Here is an 18,738-nt window from a genome sequence, read left to right on the forward strand (position 1 = left end):
ACTTTAAATTTCGAATTAGGCGTTTATAAGTGCGACAACAGCATCAGCGGCACGTTCACTAGCATTACAACGCAATTGCTGGTGTAACTCAGTAAATTGCTGCTCTAAAGGGCCAAAGTCACCATTAAGCTGCTTAATCACTTCTGCAGCAATAAGATCAGGTTGGCAATTCTCTTGGATAAGCTCTGGCACAATCGTTTGATGCGCTAATAAATTTGGCAGAGAATAATTATCAATCTGCATCATTCGTTTGGCAATGGCATAGGTAATCGGACTCACACGATATGCAACAATCATAGGACGCTTAACTAACATGGCTTCTAAGGTGGCTGTACCTGAAGCCAATAAAATGCAGTCAGCGGCAGCCATCACTTCTCGAGATTGACCATCTATTAGATCAATTTCTAAATCAGGAGCGTGCTCTGCTAATGCAGCTAAATATTGCTGTTTGCGAGCAGCATTAACAACTGGGGTGACAAACTTAATATCAGGATATTGCTGCTTAACTAGACAGGCCGCTTTAACAAATGGCTCAGCCAATTGCTTGAGTTCCCCGCCACGAGATCCTGGTAAAATAGCTAAATACTCAGCATTAACGTCAAGTCCAAGTAACTGTCGTGCAGCGACTTTATCACTTTGCAAAGGAATATCATCAGCAAGAGTATGACCAACAAAGGTACAAGGTACATGATGTTTATCATAAAAGGCTTTTTCAAAAGGAAGCAAAGACAACACCATATTAGTGGCTTTGGCAATTTTGAAAATACGCTTTGGACGCCATGCCCAAACAGATGGACTGACATAATGAACGGTTTTAATGCCTTTATTTTTGAGTTTTAGCTCAAGACCAATATTAAAATCTGGCGCGTCAATGCCAATAAAACAATCAGGTTCAATGGCAGTAATTTGTTCAATCAAGCTGGCTCGAACTTTAAGCAGCCTTGGCAATCGAGACAATACTTCGACAATCCCCATTACGGCTAACTCTTCCATAGAAAACCAAGAATCAAAACCAAGGGCTTGCATACGAGGGCCACCAATACCAACGAATTTGGCATCTGGATAACGCAGCTTTAAGGATTTAATTAAACCGGCACCAAGAATATCGCCGGAGATTTCTCCGGCGACCATGGCAAAAATAGGTGAAGTAGATTTGCTCATTGCATCACTATCGAATAATACCGCGTGAAGACTGGTTAATAAAATCAACCATGGCTTTAACATGAGGTTCATTAGCCGCATCTTCAGCGATTTCAGCTAACGCTTCATCAATAGTCAGGTTTTTACGGTATAGTGCTTTGTACGTTCGACGAATCGCATGCTGTGTTTCTTTGCTAAATCCACGACGCTTTAAGCCTTCAACGTTTAAACCACGTGGAATTGCAGGAGTACCCGCTGCCATCACAAACGGTGGCACATCTTGAAAAATAGTTGATGAGCCGGCACTAAATGCATGTGCTCCAATATGAACAAATTGATGCACGCCAGTCATACCACCTAAAATCACGTGATCTTCAACATGCACATGACCTGCGATAGATGCATTGTTAGCCATAATCACATGATTACCCACAACACAGTCATGAGCAATATGAACATAGGCCATAAACAAGTTGTTAGAACCAATACGAGTTTCACTGTTGTCTTGTACCGTGCCACGATGAATAGTGACAGATTCACGAACAATATTATTATCACCCATGATTAAGCGAGTTGGTTCACCCGCATATTTTTTGTCTTGGCACTCTTCACCCACAGAAGCAAACTGGAAAATACGGTTTCCTTTGCCGATAACTGTCGGACCTTTAATTACAACGTGAGAACTAATCCATGTATCATCGCCAATTTCAACATCAGCACCAATGTAGGTCCAAGGACCTATGGTAACATTGTTACCAATTTTGGCATCTGGGTGAACAAACGCTAATTTATCAATCACTTGTTAATCTCTCTACGTGCGCACATGATTTCAGCTGAACAAACAACTTCGCCATCGACTAAAGCTTCGCCGATAAATACACCAATCCCGCGACGTTCTTTGATCATCTTCACATGAAAATGAATTTGATCACCTGGTTCAACAACACGCTTAAAACGCGCTTTGTCTATACCAGCAAAATAATAAAGTACATCGGGTGAAGGCTCTGTACTCATGGTTTTAAATGCAAGTAAGCCGGTTGCTTGGGCCATTGCCTCTAAAATAAGTACACCAGGCATAACAGGTTGTACTGGGAAATGACCTTGGAAAAAAGGCTCGTTGATCGTCACATTTTTAATCGCATGCAAATGCTCGCCTACGGTAAAATCTAATACGCGATCAATCAATAAAAATGGATATCGATGAGGAAGATATTTAAGGATCTCTTTAATATCCATTGTGTTTAATTCGTTCGACACTCTCGGTTCCTTAATTAAGGTTCAATGAGGCTTATTGCAAAATGTTATTCAGCTTTTTGTGCTTTCTCAAGTTGTTTTACTCGAGTAAACAAGTCATCTAGTTGACGGAATCTGACAGTATTTCGTCGCCATAGTTTATTTTCCATTGCAGAAGTTGCAGAAGAGTATACGCCCTTCTCTCTGATCATACTGGTCACATTGGTACCGCCGCTCACATGTACACCATCAGCAATAGATAAATGCCCAGCTATGGCCGTGTTACCACCGATAATACAATATTTACCAATCACACAGCTGCCAGCTAATACGGTACTGCCTGCAATGGCAGAGTTTTGTCCAATAATCACATTATGTGCAATTTGGACTTGGTTATCGATTATCACACCATCATGAATTTCAGTATGTGATAAAGCACCACGATCAATACTAGTACAAGCACCAACTTCTACACGATTACCAATTCTAACGCCGCCAGTTTGCGGAATTTTAATCCAATTACCACGTTCGTTTGCATAGCCAAAGCCATCTGAGCCAATCACACTGGCTGAGTGGAAAATACAATCTGTACCAATATGAACATCGTGATAAATAGTCACATTTGCCCACAAACGGGTATTTTTACCAATAATACTGGATTCACCAATCACACAACCGGCACCAATTTGTACATTGTCACTAATAATGACATTAGCACCAATCACCACATTTGGTCCCACAGCAACATTGTCACCCAACATTGCTGTAGCATCTATATGGGCACTAGGATGTATGCCAATCGCCGCCGGAGGTGTGGTATCAAGTAACTGTGCAACTTTAGCAAATCCCACATAAGGGTCTGCTACGACAAGTGCATTACCAGTGAATGCTTTAGCATCATTTTCACTGAGCAACACCGCGCTAGCTTTGGTTTCTTCAAGCTTTGCACGGTACTTACTATTGGCTAGAAAAGATAACTGGCCTTCTTTCGCATCTTCAAGGGTAGCAACACTGTTGATAAGCGTTGATTCATCGCCTTGTATAGTTGCGTCTAATAATCGACCAATTTCTTTTAAAGTCATTTGTTGCATAGTTATTTGCCTAAAGATTGCTAATTATTTGATTTTGCTTAATGCTTCAACTACTTTACCGCTAATATCAGCTTCAGGCTTAACAAAAATTACCGCACCACGTTGTAAAACGATGTCGTACTTTTCTTTTGCGGCAATGTCGTTAATAATTTTTTGAACTTGCACTAATAATTTGTTTTGCTCTTCACCTTGACGACGACGCATATCTTCATCAAGCGCTTTACCTTTAAGTTGGAACTCAGCCTTCAATGATTCCATTTTACGAACCATGTCAGTTTTTTGAGTTTCACTCATTAATGCGCCGTCACGTTGTTGCTTTTCAACGAGTGAACGCATTTCATCTTGCATCTTTTGTACTTCAGCGACACGATCGCCAAATTCAGTTTTCAATGATTGAGAAATTTGCTCACGTTGTGGCAATTGCTCAAATACTTCGCCCATATCCACTACTGCAATTTTTTCAGCCTGTGCCATCATTGGGACGGCTAAAAAAGCTAATGTTACTAATGCGCGATTGACAATCTTTTTCAAAGTAGACTCCTTGTTATTAATCATTTGTTCAGCAAAACTCGCTGAGTTTATTGGTTTTAGAACGTTTTGCCAATATTGAACGAGAAAATCTCAGTTTCATCGTCTTCATATTCTTTAATCGGCCATGCAAGGCTAAATACCATCGGCCCCATGGGTGATAACCACTGCACACTCATACCCCATGATGCACGAATGCGCCCTGGGTCACTGAAGTCTTGAAGCTTCTCAAATTCATCAGCGGGTAAAGTGCGATAGGAATCATAATCAAACTCAGTATCCCATACGTTACCGGCATCAACGAAGAAACTGGTACGCACTGAATTAGTATATGCTTCATCCAAGAACGGCGTAGGTACAATTAACTCAAGACTGGCTGTTGCAATGGCATTACCACCAATTGAACGGCCTTCATTCACATAAAGCTCATTAGGCTCACCGGGTAAACTACAACCTTCGCCAGATGGATCGGGCGCACAAGGCTCGCTACCACGAATTAAGTAAAATGAACGTGGACCTACAGAATTTGATTTAAAACCACGTAATGAGCTACTACCACCTGAGTAATAGTTTTCCCAGAAAGGTAAAATTTGATCATTTTCATTAAACTTACCATAACCGTTAGAGTAGCCTAATCTAGCACGAGCTAACACAACGAAACTATGACGGCGCGTTAACGGGAAATAGAAGTTAGTGTCAAAGTCCGTTTTGAAATACTGTAAATCTGACCCAGGTATCGTCATTTTACCGCTTAAGCGTTGCGATGAACCATCGGTTGGGAACGTGCCGCGGTTTAAGGTGCTTCTGTACCAGCCAGCATTTAATTCAAAGTTATTGAAACTTAAATCTGCATTGGGATCATCGCTGTCACGATAGATGTTATAAAAACGCAGTGCTTGCTCATAAGCTGAGATTTCAGAAATTGTGTTATGACGATAACCAATGCCCCCATTTAAGCGGTTGTATTCGTTAAGCGGAAAACCAGAGTTAAGCGCAACACCATAAGATTTATTCTTATAGCGTTCAAGGTTAGCCTCGTTGGCGTCAAACTCGTTCCAATAAATACTTCCCCCTAAACTCACACCATCTTTGGTAAAGTAAGGATCAGTGTAAGACACATTAGCACTTTTCGAATACTTGTTAGTATTGATGCTAACGCCGGCTTGGTTACCCGTACCGAGGAAGTTATTTTGCTCAACACCAAACTGTAAACTCACACCAGATTCAGTGCCGTAACCAACACCGGCATTAAATGAGCCAGATGGTTGTTCTTTCACTTTAACAGCAACATCAACTAAGTCGTCACTTCCCGGTACTTGGATTGTTTCAGTATCAACCGTTTCAAAAAAGCCTAAACGGTTTAAACGCGCTTTTGATTGTTCAATCTGCGCAGAGTTTAACCATGCCCCTTCCATTTGACGAAGCTCACGACGCATCACTTCATCTTTGGTTACAGCATTACCCGTAAAGTTAATACTACGAACATAAACACGCTTACCGGGTTGAATATTGACGTTTAAAGTAACTTCTTTATTCTCATCGTCGATTTCAGGATAAGTTTTTACTTCGGGGTATGCATAACCAAAACGGCCTAGATACTTACTGTACATCTCTTCAGTGAAGGTCACATCAGCACCGTTATACATATTGCCTTCTTTCAGTGGCAAAATGGCTCTTAGTAATTCTTCACGGCCCATTAAATCACCGGTTAAGTTAACTTCTTTAACCTTATATTTTTCACCTTCATCAACGTTGATGGTGATATATAAACCTTTTCGATCAGGTGTCATCGCCACTTGAGTCGATGTTACCTCAAAGCGGATATAACCTTGATTGTGGTAATAGGTCTTAATGGTTTCTAAATCAGCTTGAAGCTTTTGTTTTTGATAACGGCGCTCACCAAATATATCCCACCATGCTACATAATCTTTCAACTCAAGCATGCTGATTAATTCAGAGTCAGTGAATACCGTATTACCAACTACATTGATTTGTCGAATTTCAGCCGCCAAACCCTCGGTAAAATTGAACTTAAGCTCAACACGATTACGAGGTAAGTTGATAATTTGCGCTTCAACTTTGGCGCCGTATTTACCCACACCGTAGTAAAAGTCCTGCAAGCCCTTTTCGATACCAGAAAGCATGGTGCGATCTAACGACTCACCAATTTTTACACCTGAACCATCAAGGCTCTCTTGTAACTGCTCGTCTTTGATATCTTTGTTACCTTCAAAGGTCACCGCACTGATGGTGGGGCGTTCTTTAACGGTGACGTACAGAACCCCATCTTCGTGAGCTACACTTATCGATTCAAAATTAGTTGAACCATATAAGCTTTTAATCGCTTGTTGTAATTTAGTTTGATCGACTGTATCACCAACGCGAATTGGCAGATTTAGTAGTGCAGCACCTAAAGCAACACGTTGTAAACCTTCAACTTGAATGTCGGTGACTTCAAATGGTTGGAATGTATTTGCCCAACCGTTCCCTGCAAAAGACGCGCCGACGAATAACATCGAGGCAAAAAGTTTATTCAATCTCATAGAGCACTTCTAATTATTTGTCTGTCCTTGCTCAGAGTCGGGCAAAATCATTGAAAAGCGCAAGGCTCATCAACATTAGCAGCAGAGCTGCGCCAAACCTGAATCCAATTTCCTGAACCTTTTCTGGTACAGGCTTACCCGTAATCACTTCAATAAAGTAATACAGCAAGTGTCCACCATCGAGTACGGGTAAAGGCATTAAATTAACAATGCCTAAGTTCACACTGATGAGCGCGATAAACCCAAGAAAATACACCACACCATAATTTGCACTCGCACCCGCTCCTTGCGCAATTGATATGGGACCGCTTAGGTTTTTCACCGACACATCGCCGGTAAATAATTTGCCTATCATTTTAAAGCTGACTGTCACTAACTGCCATGTTTTATCTACAGCCGCTGTGATGGAATCTATCATGCCATACTCAAGATCAAAGCGCATATTTTCAGGCCATTGCGCTTGAGTAGGACTAATACCAACAATACCTATAGTATCGCCTTGTTCATTAATATGCGCCTTCGGCACCACCTCAATGCTTAAACGCTGGTTTCCACGCTCAATATAGATGTCAACGGGCTTGTTGGCAGATGTTTGTATCACATCGACAAACGTATTCCAATCTTTGTAATTCTCTTGATTGATAGATAAAATCCTGTCACCAACCATTAAGCCTGCTATTTCAGCGGAACTGTCTTCAGTTATCATAGCAATAACTGGTTCAATACCAGGTCTAAAAATGCCTAAGCCTAAGGCGGTAATGGGTGATTCTTTTTCTGGATCAAACTGCCATTGGCGAATATCAATTTGGTAGGTTTTACCCGTAGGTTCGATTCCTTCAATTTGCGATAAGGGCGCTAAGGTAATATCTAATTGCTCATCACCAATATGGCCAACTAACGCTAAATTGACCTCTTCCCAATTACGCACTTTCTGGCCTGAAACCGCAATAATTTGCTGTGGTTCATTCACTTGAATAATCGCAGCAGGCGAATTGATTCTGGTTGAGTCGATAACCGGTTTGATTGAAGGTACACCAACGATATACATAATATATAAAGCGATGATAGCAAAAATAAAGTTGGCAATTGGCCCTGCTGCCACAATCGCTATACGTTGCCAAACAGTCTTACGGTTAAAAGCTTGGTTTACTAATTCTGTTGGCACATCTTCAACACGCTCATCAAGCATTTTGACGTAGCCACCTAATGGGATCATAGCGACAACATATTCAGTGCCATCTTTACTCGTTTTACGCCAGATTGCTTTGCCAAAACCAATTGAAAAAGTATGTACTTTTACACCACAGCGGCGCGCCACCCAAAAATGACCGTATTCATGAGCCGTAATTAAAATGCCTAATGCAATGATAAATGAACCTAAGTTCCAAAAAAAATCGAACATCTTACTCCTGATTAAACCATTGCAGTAACTTTAGCTTTGGCAAATTCCCTAGCTTGTTTATCTAATTCAATAATATCTTCAATCGTATTTAATGCGCTACCACAGACCATATGTAAGCAAGCTTCATTGACCACAGCAATATCGGTGAACTTTATTTGGTTATTCAAAAATGCATCAACCGCAATTTCATTGGCTGCATTTAAGATAGTTGTAGCTTCTTGTCCTTGATGACACGCCTTAATTGCCAACTGTAAGCAAGGAAAACGATTAAAGTCAGGCTCAAAGAAACCTAATTGTCCGACTTTGAAAAAGTCTAAAGGTTCAACTCCGGCGTAAATTCTTTGCGGATAGCTCATACAATGAGCAATAGGTGTGCGCATATCAGGGTTCCCCATTTGCGCAACAACTGAGCCATCTTTGTATTGCACCATCGAGTGAATCACACTTTGCGGATGGATCACCACTTTCAGCTGTTCCGGTGTGGTGTTAAATAACCAACGCGCCTCAATATACTCAAGACCTTTATTCATCATCGTCGCCGAGTCGACAGAAATCTTGCGCCCCATTGACCAATTGGGATGTTTGCAGGCTTGTTCGGGAGTGACTGAAGGTAAACTGTCTAAATCTGCTGTTAAAAATGGTCCACCTGACCCCGTTAGCAAAATATGGGCTATTCCTTCAGCTTCAATATCACAATAGCCAAGGTTGGTTTGCACTGACTCAGGCATACATTGGAATATGGCGTTATGTTCACTGTCAACCGGTAAAATGGTCGCGCCAGATTGTCGTGCAGCACGCATAAATAGTTCACCGGACATCACCAAAGCTTCTTTATTCGCGAGTAAAACCCGCTTACCGGCTTTTACTGCAGCGAAGGTTGGCACTAATCCTGCTGCACCAACAATCGCAGCCATAACGGTTTCAACGTCTTTGTTAACGACTAAGTCGATTAGTGCCTGTTCACCTGAAGTCACGGTCGTATGTATGCTCTTAGGGAGTTTGGCTTGTAACTCTTTGGCAGCTTGCTCGCAGACCATATGAGCAAACTTAGGCTGATGTGCTTCACATAACGCAAGCATTTTGTCTACGCTTGAGTTGGCGACTAAGCCATAAACCTGATAAGCCTCTGGATTATGACTAATGACATTTAAGGTGCTAGCGCCAATCGACCCAGTCGCACCTAGAATAACCATATTTTGCATTAGCATCACATCCACATAGCAATATAAATAAAGGTAAACACAGGTAATGCAGCCGTTAGACTGTCGATGCGGTCCAACACTCCGCCATGACCGGGTAAAATTTTGCCCGAATCTTTAATATCGGCAACCCGTTTAAACATGCTTTCAGAAAGATCGCCAAAGGCAGAGGCAATTGCTGTCACTAAGGTAACCACCACTAATAAGCCCAACTCTTGCTCCGGTGAAAAATACATCACCCCAACAACAATCAGCATAGTTGTTAGTAAACCACCCGCTAACCCTTCAAGGGTTTTTGCAGGGCTCACACTTGGCATGAGTTTATGCTTTCCAAGGCTTTTGCCCGCAAAATACGCGCCAGTATCGGCAGCCCAAACAACCAACATAACTAAAAATACCAGCACACCACCAAAATAAGGTTCAACAGAGCTACTTAATGATTTCAGAGCGATGAGTGAAACAAAACATGGAATTAAAGTTAATTGGCCGAACATGGATTTCAGCATTTGACTGTTTTGCCATACTTTTGCGCTTTTAGGAAAGCTGAAAACTAAAGCTGAACTCACTATCCACCAAAGAACCCCTATGCTAATGATTGCTTGAAACATCGGATGCAAATGGCCTTTAAACCATAATTCATCAGCAGGGAACATTATATTTATCACGATCAATAAAAACGCCACCGTGACGGTAAATGACCACTGGGTCACATTGCAGTCTTTATCAATAAAGCTACCCCACTCTTTTGCCGCAATAGCAAAAATAGGAACTAAACACCACGCAAAATAAACCGCTGGTACCCAAAAAATACCGGCTAATACAAGTGGGATTAAACACAGTGCTGTTATTATTCGTTGTTTTAGCAAAAAATAATCCTCTTAATTTTACAGCGCACGTATTTGTTCAATTTGACTGCCCGTCAAACCAAAACGACGCTGACGACTGGCAAACGTTGCCAGAGTGTGATGAAAAGCATTCTCATCGAAATCAGGCCACAAGGTCTCAGTAAACACGAGCTCAGCATAGGCAGCCTGCCATAAAATAAAATTACTGATCCGATAATCGCCACCAGTTCTAATCATTAAATCAACTTCAGATTGATTTTGCATGCACAAATGTTGATTTATGGCCTCTTCAGTCATCTGACTGCTGGTCATTTCGCCAGATTCTACTTTTTGAGCTACTTTTTGAGCAGCTTGCATGATATCCCAACGACCACCATAATTGGCGGCGACGTTCAATATAAGCCCAGTATTGTTTAAAGTTTTTTCTTCCGCTTGTGCAATTTGCTTCTGTAAACGAGCGGAAAATCGACTCGTGTCACCAATAATATTTAATTTGACTTGGTTTTTATCTAGACGCTTGACTTCACGCTGAAGCACATTAAAAAAAAGCTCCATTAATAAACTGACTTCTTTGTCAGGTCTACGCCAATTTTCACTAGAAAAAGCAAACAAGGTTAATGATTCAATGCCTAACTGGCTAGCAGCACTCACTACACGACGAACAGCTTTGACACCCGCTTTGTGGCCCATAACGCGAGGCATGCCTTTATTTTGCGCCCAACGACCATTACCATCCATGATAATAGCAACGTGTTTAGGCAAAGACTGCTTGACGATATCTGATAATTGTCCAGGTAAGACTTCTGAAGTTGTCAGTTCAGGACTAGAGGAACTACCTGATGCTAAATCAATCTTGGATGACATTTACAACTACCCTATAAAAACAAACGCCGTGTAGTATACCCTTACACGGCGTATTAACTCTAGCATTGAACGCTGAAGATTAGACTTCCATTAACTCTTTTTCTTTAGCTGCAAGAATTTGATCAATGTTTTTAATGAAAGAGTCGGTATGTTTTTGAACTGTATCTTCACTGCGACGCACATCATCTTCAGTACATTCTTTGGCTTTTTCAAGCTTTTTAACTTCGCTGATAGCATCGCGACGTACGTTACGGATAGCGATACGGCCATTTTCAGCTTCGTTACGTACGACTTTAATGAAGTCCTTACGACGTTCTTCAGTTAGCGCAGGAAGCGGAATACGCAATGAATTACCAGCAGTCATTGGATTTAAACCTAAATCAGAAGACATGATGGCTTTTTCTACTGCTTGTACCAAGGATTGGTCAAAAACAGTCACGTTCAAGGTACGTGAGTCTTCAATACCAATGTTTGCCACTTGCTTAAGTGGTGTCATTGCACCGTAGTATGATACTTGAATTGAGTCTAATAAACTTGGGTGAGCACGACCAGTACGTACTTTCGCCATTTGGTTTTTAGTTGCATCAACACATTTACCCATGCGCTCTTGCGCATCTAACAAAATTGTTTCAATCACAATAATTTCCTTTTCACAAATATTCAGTGAAGTTTGAGCTATTGAATAAAGAATGACACAGACGACCAAACAGCTCAAACATCAAATCTAGTTATATTTACATAATTGAGTGTAAAACTACTTTTGGCTACCATTCTGACTAATAATAGTGCCTTCACTTTCACCCATAATCACTTTACGTAATGCACCAGGCTTGTTCATATTAAACACCAAAATAGGGATATTATGATCACGCGCCATGGTAAAGGCGGCTAAGTCCATTACTTTCAATTCTGATTCTAATACTTCATCAAAGCTTAATGAATCATATTTTACCGCTTCAGGGTTTTTCATTGGATCGGCTGAATAAACGCCATCCACTTTCGTGCCTTTTAGTACCACTTCGGCTTCAATTTCAATACCGCGTAGACAAGCAGCAGAGTCCGTTGTACAGAAAGGATTACCAGTACCTGCGGCAAAAATAACCACTCGACCTGATTTTAACAAACTAATCGCTTCAGCCCAGTTGTAATCATCACAAACACCTTTTAATGGGATGGCAGACATCAATCGTGCATTTACGTATGCACGGTGAAGCGCATCGCGCATAGCAAGGCCATTCATTACGGTCGCTAACATACCCATGTGATCACCCACTACACGGTTCATACCTGCATTTGCAAGGCCCTCACCACGAAACAGGTTGCCACCACCAATTACCACACCAACTTGAATACCAAGTTCAACTAACTCTTTTACTTCTTGTGCCATACGGTCAAGAACTTTAGGGTCAATGCCGAAGCCTTCTTCGCCCATCAATGCCTCACCGCTTAATTTAAGCAGGATACGTCTAAATGCTGGTTTTGGATTGGTGCTCATAATTTTTGTCCTGATTATAACAAGACCGCAGCGATTGCTGCGGTCTTAGGGTATTTAGAGAAAAGCGATTAAGCCTTTTTAGTAGCGGCGATTTGTGCAGCAACTTCAGCTGCGAAATCTTCTTCTTTCTTCTCGATACCTTCACCCACTTCTAAACGAATGAAGTTAGATACTGAGGCGCCTTTCTCTTTAAGAATTTCACCAACAGTTTTCTTTGGTTCCATGATGTAAGCTTGGCCAGTAAGAGAAATCTCACCAGTAAACTTCTTCATACGACCAACAACCATCTTCTCAGCAATTTCTGCTGGCTTACCTTCGTTCATAGCGATTTCGATTTGAAGTGCTTGCTCTCTTGCAACAAGATCAGCAGGAACATCTTCAGGGTTTACGAATTCTGGCTTAGAAGCAGCAACGTGCATTGCAATGTGCTTTAAGGTTTCTTCATCAGCTTCACCAGTCACAACAACACCAATACGGTCGCCATGGCGGTAAGTCGCTTGAGTAGCACCATCGATGTATTCAACGCGACGAACGTTGATGTTTTCACCAATTTTAGCAACCAAAGCAACACGAGTTTCTTCAAACTGTGCTTTTAAATCTTCGATAGTGATTTTAGATGCTGCAGCAGCGTCTAATACTTCATTAGCAAATGCTAGGAAGTTACCATCTTTAGCAACGAAGTCTGTTTGACAGTTAACTTCTAATAACGCAGTGTAACCATCACATTGCTTGATTAGAATTGTACCTTCAGCAGCGATGTTACCAGCTTTTTTCGCAGCTTTAGCGGCACCGCTCTTACGCATGTTGTCAATTGCTAGCTCGATGTCACCATTGGTTTCAGTCAATGCTTTTTTACAGTCCATCATGCCAGCGCCAGTGCGGTCACGAAGTTCTTTAACTTGGGCAGCAGTAATTGCCATTGTTAAATCCTCTAATTAATTCGTCTAATATTGCGTCTATAAAACAGGGGCCGAAAGGCCCCTGTTTACCAATTTTTGTATTGGCAAATAAGGGGATGGTTAACCATCTCGCCTTATTAAACAGTTTCTACGAAACCGTCTTGCTCAGCTTGAACAGCTAAATCTTGACCACGGCCAGCGTTAGCAGCTGCTGCAGCAGAAGTAGTGTACAAACGGATAGCACGCATCGCATCGTCGTTACCAGGAACGATGTAGTTAACACCGTCTGGAGCAGAGTTAGTATCAACAACTGCAACAACTGGGATACCTAGGTTGTTTGCTTCTTTGATAGCGATATGCTCATGGTCAGCACCGATAACGAATAATACGTCAGGTAAGCCGCCCATGTTTTTGATCCCGCCTAAAGACTTTTCTAACTTGTCTAATTCGCGTGAACGCATTAGCGCTTCTTTCTTAGTAAGCTTGTCGAAAGTACCATCTACAGATTGACTTTCTAGCTCTTTAAGACGCTTGATTGACTGACGAACAGTTTTCCAGTTAGTTAACATACCGCCTAACCAGCGGTGGTCAACGTAGTACTGTTCACAAGAAATTGCAGCTTCTTTGATAGCTTCGCCAGCAGCGCGCTTAGTACCTACGAATAATACTTTACCTTTCTTAGAAGCAACGTTGCTAATGAAAGCTAAAGCTTCGTTGAACATTGGTACAGTGTGCTCAAGGTTGATGATGTGTACACCGTTACGAGCACCGAAGATGAAAGGCTTCATCTTTGGATTCCAGTAACGTGTTTGGTGACCGAAGTGAACACCAGCTTGAAGCATGTCGCGCATTGAAACAGTAGTCATGAGTTTTACCTTAATTAAGGGGTTAGACCTCCACGCATCCCATCATTCGACCCTGTAATTAACCATTAATGAATGTGGTTAAACTATCAGAGCACCCCGAAAAATGTGTCGATACGTGTGTGATTTAGTATTTAAGTTAATTGCCATGTATAATGTCCGCAAATTTTGACCATTTGCAGTAAAAACCATGGAATTGACTGTTTTACAGACTGCCCATGCACTTTTATCGCAAACACCAAAAACAAAACTTATACACAACGGCGCGCTTTATACCATAAATGACGACTGAACACAAACTTTTGCTTGTGGTTAGTCAGTAAAAGCGAGTCTATTTTGAACGTTAAAAACCAAGAGAAAATTCATGAGTATTGTCATCAAAAATGCCGACGAAATTGTCAAAATGCGTGCTGCAGGAAAGTTAGCCGCTGATGTGTTAGAAATGATTGCCCCACATGTTAAAGCTGGCGTGACAACCAATGAACTGAATGAGATTTGTGCAAAATATACAGAAGAACAAGGCGCGATTTCAGCACCACTTAATTACCATGGTTTTCCAAAATCAATTTGTACTTCTGTAAATAATGTTATTTGTCATGGTATTCCATCTGATTACATCTTAAAAGATGGTGACATACTCAATATTGATATCACAGTGATCAAAGATGGTTATCACGGTGATACATCAAAGATGTTTTTAATTGGTGACGTCAGCGCAAAAGATAAACGCTTGTGTCGTATTGCCCAAGAAAGCCTTTATGTGGCGATCAAAAAAGTCCGACCTGGTGCAAAATTAGGCGAAATCGGCACAACTATCGAAAAATTCATCAAAGCAAGCAAAACAGGACTTGATAAGTACTCCATCGTGCAAGATTATTGTGGCCACGGCATTGGTGCAGTATTTCATGAAGAACCACAGGTTGTTCATTATAAAAATAATGACAAAACTGTGATTAAACCCGGAATGTGTTTTACTATCGAACCAATGATTAATGCGGGTCGCCACACCACCGTATTAGATAAACAAGACAACTGGACGGTTACCACCTCAGATGGTAAAAATTCAGCTCAATGGGAACACACTTTACTCGTGACCGAAACCGGTGTCGAAGTGTTAACCCTGCGTGAAGAAGAAGATTTTCCCAGAATAATTAATTTTTAGATATACATAAGGATATCAATGAACACAGCGCTGGCAGCCAAAAACACCTTAATTGAACTTAACCAGCGCTTAGTTGAGCAATATCAGGCAAAACATCCCATTGCCGATATTGTTAAGCAACGAAGTTCATTCATTGATAACCTACTTAATACCACTTGGAATAACTGCCAATTAGACCAAACTGCCATGACCTTGATTGCGGTAGGCGGTTATGGTCGCGGTGAATTACTGCCTCATTCAGATGTTGATTTATTATTTCTGATTGAATCAGATCTCGTTTGCGAGCAAACCAAAACCCGCCTTGGTGACTTTATCACTTATCTTTGGGATGCTGGGCTTGAAATTGGCCATAGTGTTCGTACCGTTGAGCAAACAATAGAGCAAGGTAAAGCAGATATAACTATTGCCACAAATTTGATTGAAGCTCGTTTTTTAATCGGTAACGCCACTTTATTCAACCAATTATATCAGCGCATTCGACAAGATGATTTTTGGCCTTCTGCTGAATTTTATAAAGGTAAAAAGGAAGAGCAAAATCAACGTCACTCCAAAGCTAGCGCCTTTGATTTAGAACCGAATATTAAATCGTGCCCTGGTGGTCTACGTGATATACAAACCATCGCGTGGGTAGCCATGCGCCATTTTGATGCGGCAAATTTATCAGAGTTGGTCGAGCATGATTTTTTAGAGGCGAGTGAATTAGAAGAGCTTATTGAATGCCAAGACTTCTTATGGGAAATCCGCTTTGCCTTGCATATCACTGCTAACCGAAATGAAAACCGTTTATTATTCGACCTGCAAAGGCAAGTCGCCAGCTTACTCGGTTATGAAGATGCGACTCAGTTAGCCGTTGAGCAAATGATGAAGCGCTATTACCGAACGGTAAGGCGGATAATGGAACTTAACCAAATGTTGCTGCAATTATTTAAGCGCGCAACATTAGGCCACATAAAAGCCTTAGAAGTTAGACCGATCAACTCACAATATCAGCGCCGTGGTCGTTATATTGAAGTGTTAGATGACACATTGTTTGCAGAAAATAACGAAGAAATTCTGCGATTATTTTTACATGTTGCTAAAAACTCAAATATTGAAGCAGTTTACGCCCCAACGCTTCGATTACTTCGTAATGCTCGGCGGAGTCTAAAAGCACCATTACAAGATAACCCAGCATGTCGAAAAGTGTTTATGGAGATCCTCAAACACCCTCGAGGTATTAGTGCTTTCTCGTTAATGCATCGTCATGGGATTTTATCTTCGTACCTTCCCGCTTGGCGAAACATTGAAGGCCAAATGCAATTTGACCTCTTTCATGCTTATACGGTGGACGAGCATACGCATAGATTATTACTTAACATTGAGCGTTTCTCTCAAGCCGAACAAAAAGATGAGTTTCCGTTAGGCGCGGTATTAATTAATCAATTACCTAAAAAAGGCTTATTGGTTCTGGGCGCGATTTTTCATGATATCGCTAAGGGCCGTGGTGGTGATCACAGCAAATTAGGCGCTAATGACGCACTCGAATTTTGTAAACTACATGGGTTAAATGACCACGATGGACGCTTAGTGGCTTGGTTAGTTGAAAATCACTTAGTGATGTCAGTCACGGCCCAACGCCGAGATATATCGGATCCTGCTGTAGTGGCTGATTTTGCTGATAAAGTCCATGATGCCGTGCACTTAAGTTACCTATATTGTTTAACGGTTGCCGATATTTGTGCCACCAACGAAAAGACATGGAATAACTGGAAAGGTTCATTACTAAGAGATTTGTATTTTTCTACCCAACGCGTACTTGCCCGCGGCAAAGAAAAACCCATAGATGAACAAGCCAGGGTTGATGAAACCCAAGCGAAAGCTAAAAAAGAGCTTTTGCGTCGTGGTATCAAAGAGAAAGATATGCACGCCTTATGGGCAAGATTTAAGCCGGAATACTTTATAAGACACCAACCTAATCAAGTCGCTTGGCACAGTGAAGCGATCATTAAACATAACCATAATGATCCCCTGGTCTTAATCTCAAAGCATACAACCCGAGGCGGAACCGAACTATTTGTTTATAGTAAAGACCGGCCTAAATTGTTTGCTACTGTTATGACAGTGTTAGATAACAAAAATATCAATGTTCATGATGCCAACATCATGACATCAATTGACAATTATGCACTAGACACGTTTGTCATTTTAGAACAAGATGGCGAACCTATCGTGCAACTGTCTCGCATACAGAGCATTCGAAAGGCGCTGGAAAAAGCATTAGCCAGTGAAAATCCTAAATTACCAAAATTTAGAAAACTCGCTCGGATTATGAAACCCTTTAATGTGCCAACACATGTGAGTTTTTTACCGAGCATTCGTCAAGACACCAGTATGATGGAACTTATCGCTCTGGATTCACCCGGTTTATTAGCCAAAGTGGGTGATATTTTGTACCGTTGCGATATTGTGCTTTTAGCAGCAAAAATTACTACTATCGGTGAACGAGCAGAAGATTTTTTCATCTTACAAACGCATGACGGTCATGCACTTAATGACGAACAGCAAGACCATTTATCTTACGCTTTACATTTGGCGTTAAATCAAATTAGTTAATTTATTTAATATGACATTGGGAGAGTTACATGGAGGCATTACGCCAACGAATTGAGGCGGCATTTGAAGCACGTCAAAATATCACCCCTAGCACGGTTGAACCAAGTGTTCGTGCTGACGTAGAGACAGTGATAAGCATGCTTGATAAAGGTCAAGCACGTGTTGCTGAAAAAATCGATGGTCAATGGCATGTTCACCAATGGTTGAAAAAAGCGGTATTATTATCTTTCCGTATTTTTGACAACGGTGTTATCGACGGTGGCGACACAAAGTATTTTGATAAAGTACCACAAAAGTTTGCTGATTATGATGAAGCACGCTTCAAATCAGAAGCAATTCGCGTAGTTCCCCCAGCAACGGTGCGCAAAGGTTCATTTATCGGTAAAAATACCGTTTTAATGCCATCTTACGTAAACCTTGGAGCTTATGTTGATGAAGGCACTATGGTTGATACATGGGCAACAGTTGGTTCATGTGCCCAAATTGGTAAAAATGTGCACCTTTCAGGTGGTGTTGGCATTGGTGGCGTTTTAGAGCCATTACAAGCTGGCCCAACCATTATTGAAGATAACTGTTTCATTGGCGCACGCAGCGAAATCGTTGAAGGCGTTGTGGTTGAAGAAGGCAGTGTTATTTCAATGGGTGTATATATCGGCCAAAGCACGCGTATTTTTGACCGTGAAACCGGTGAAATTCATTATGGCCGAGTTCCTGCTGGCTCAGTGGTCGTATCGGGTAACTTACCTTCAAAATGTGGAACTTATAGCTTATATGCTGCCATCATCGTTAAAAAGGTCGATGCGAAAACTCGCGGTAAAGTAGGCATCAACGAATTGTTACGCATTGTTGATTAATCGATTGTAACAAGCGTAATGTGAAAAG

At 41.3% G+C, this 18,738-nt stretch carries 17 protein-coding genes; 3 read left to right on the forward strand and 14 right to left on the reverse strand.

The genetic code is table 11. From position 1 onward, the window contains the following. Positions 1-15 precede the first annotated feature (15 nt). The 14 genes from lpxB to rpsB form a co-directional block, all read right to left on the reverse strand. Positions 16-1,161, reverse strand: coding sequence for a lipid-A-disaccharide synthase (gene lpxB / locus HBH39_RS10955; RefSeq protein WP_167680054.1), 1,146 nt, complete (start codon positions 1,159-1,161; stop codon positions 16-18). A gap of 7 nt (positions 1,162-1,168) precedes the next feature. After that, the gene (gene lpxA, locus HBH39_RS10960; protein ID WP_167678203.1) at positions 1,169-1,939 is read right to left on the reverse strand and encodes an acyl-ACP--UDP-N-acetylglucosamine O-acyltransferase; all 771 of its coding nucleotides are present in this window, start codon (positions 1,937-1,939) and stop codon (positions 1,169-1,171) included. Next, positions 1,936-2,397, reverse strand: a complete 462-nt coding sequence (fabZ, locus tag HBH39_RS10965; protein ID WP_167678205.1) for a 3-hydroxyacyl-ACP dehydratase FabZ — start codon at positions 2,395-2,397, stop codon at positions 1,936-1,938. The genes lpxA and fabZ overlap by 4 nt, the downstream gene beginning before the upstream one ends. A 44-nt stretch (positions 2,398-2,441) precedes the next feature. Continuing rightward, positions 2,442-3,464: a UDP-3-O-(3-hydroxymyristoyl)glucosamine N-acyltransferase gene (lpxD, locus tag HBH39_RS10970; protein ID WP_167678207.1), complete on the reverse strand. Its 1,023-nt coding sequence runs from the start codon at positions 3,462-3,464 to the stop codon at positions 2,442-2,444. Positions 3,465-3,488: 24 nt separating this feature from the next. Beyond that, on the reverse strand, positions 3,489-3,995 hold the full coding sequence (locus HBH39_RS10975) for an OmpH family outer membrane protein (protein ID WP_432280111.1): 507 nt from the start codon (positions 3,993-3,995) through the stop codon (positions 3,489-3,491). 56 nt (positions 3,996-4,051) lie between these two features. Continuing rightward, positions 4,052-6,535: an outer membrane protein assembly factor BamA gene (gene bamA / locus HBH39_RS10980; protein ID WP_167678209.1), complete on the reverse strand. Its 2,484-nt coding sequence runs from the start codon at positions 6,533-6,535 to the stop codon at positions 4,052-4,054. Positions 6,536-6,566: 31 nt separating this feature from the next. Beyond that, positions 6,567-7,937, reverse strand: coding sequence for a sigma E protease regulator RseP (rseP, locus tag HBH39_RS10985; protein WP_167678211.1), 1,371 nt, complete (start codon positions 7,935-7,937; stop codon positions 6,567-6,569). Between the two features lie 11 nt (positions 7,938-7,948). Beyond that, positions 7,949-9,139, reverse strand: a complete 1,191-nt coding sequence (ispC, locus tag HBH39_RS10990) for a 1-deoxy-D-xylulose-5-phosphate reductoisomerase (RefSeq protein WP_167678213.1) — start codon at positions 9,137-9,139, stop codon at positions 7,949-7,951. Between the two features lie 5 nt (positions 9,140-9,144). Continuing rightward, positions 9,145-10,002 carry a phosphatidate cytidylyltransferase gene (locus HBH39_RS10995; protein ID WP_167678215.1) on the reverse strand — a complete coding sequence of 286 codons (858 nt, stop codon included), beginning with the start codon at positions 10,000-10,002 and terminating at the stop codon, positions 9,145-9,147. 18 nt (positions 10,003-10,020) lie between these two features. Continuing rightward, complete coding sequence (locus HBH39_RS11000) at positions 10,021-10,845, reverse strand: isoprenyl transferase (RefSeq protein WP_167678217.1); 825 nt, start codon at positions 10,843-10,845, stop codon at positions 10,021-10,023. A 79-nt stretch (positions 10,846-10,924) separates the two neighbouring features. Further along, positions 10,925-11,482 (reverse strand): ribosome recycling factor, encoded by a 558-nt coding sequence (gene frr / locus HBH39_RS11005; protein ID WP_167678219.1) that lies wholly within the window; start codon positions 11,480-11,482, stop codon positions 10,925-10,927. Between the two features lie 117 nt (positions 11,483-11,599). Continuing rightward, positions 11,600-12,340, reverse strand: coding sequence for a UMP kinase (pyrH, locus tag HBH39_RS11010; protein ID WP_167678221.1), 741 nt, complete (start codon positions 12,338-12,340; stop codon positions 11,600-11,602). Positions 12,341-12,408: 68 nt separating this feature from the next. Next, positions 12,409-13,260, reverse strand: coding sequence for a translation elongation factor Ts (gene tsf / locus HBH39_RS11015; RefSeq protein WP_167678223.1), 852 nt, complete (start codon positions 13,258-13,260; stop codon positions 12,409-12,411). A 116-nt stretch (positions 13,261-13,376) separates the two neighbouring features. Then, on the reverse strand, positions 13,377-14,105 hold the full coding sequence (gene rpsB, locus HBH39_RS11020; RefSeq protein WP_167678225.1) for a 30S ribosomal protein S2: 729 nt from the start codon (positions 14,103-14,105) through the stop codon (positions 13,377-13,379). 361 nt (positions 14,106-14,466) lie between these two features. Between rpsB and map the strand changes: the two genes are divergently transcribed. The 3 genes from map to dapD are packed head-to-tail and all read left to right on the forward strand — an operon-like array spanning position 14,467 to position 18,710. After that, positions 14,467-15,264, forward strand: coding sequence for a type I methionyl aminopeptidase (gene map, locus HBH39_RS11025; RefSeq protein WP_167678227.1), 798 nt, complete (start codon positions 14,467-14,469; stop codon positions 15,262-15,264). 18 nt (positions 15,265-15,282) lie between these two features. Continuing rightward, the gene (glnD, locus tag HBH39_RS11030; protein ID WP_167678229.1) at positions 15,283-17,856 is read left to right on the forward strand and encodes a bifunctional uridylyltransferase/uridylyl-removing protein GlnD; all 2,574 of its coding nucleotides are present in this window, start codon (positions 15,283-15,285) and stop codon (positions 17,854-17,856) included. Between the two features lie 29 nt (positions 17,857-17,885). Then, positions 17,886-18,710: a 2,3,4,5-tetrahydropyridine-2,6-dicarboxylate N-succinyltransferase gene (dapD, locus tag HBH39_RS11035; RefSeq protein ID WP_167678232.1), complete on the forward strand. Its 825-nt coding sequence runs from the start codon at positions 17,886-17,888 to the stop codon at positions 18,708-18,710. Positions 18,711-18,738 lie beyond the last annotated feature (28 nt).

Origin of the sequence: Shewanella aestuarii (assembly GCF_011765625.1) — a bacterium.
Classification (GTDB): Bacteria; Pseudomonadota; Gammaproteobacteria; order Enterobacterales; family Shewanellaceae; genus Shewanella; species Shewanella aestuarii_A.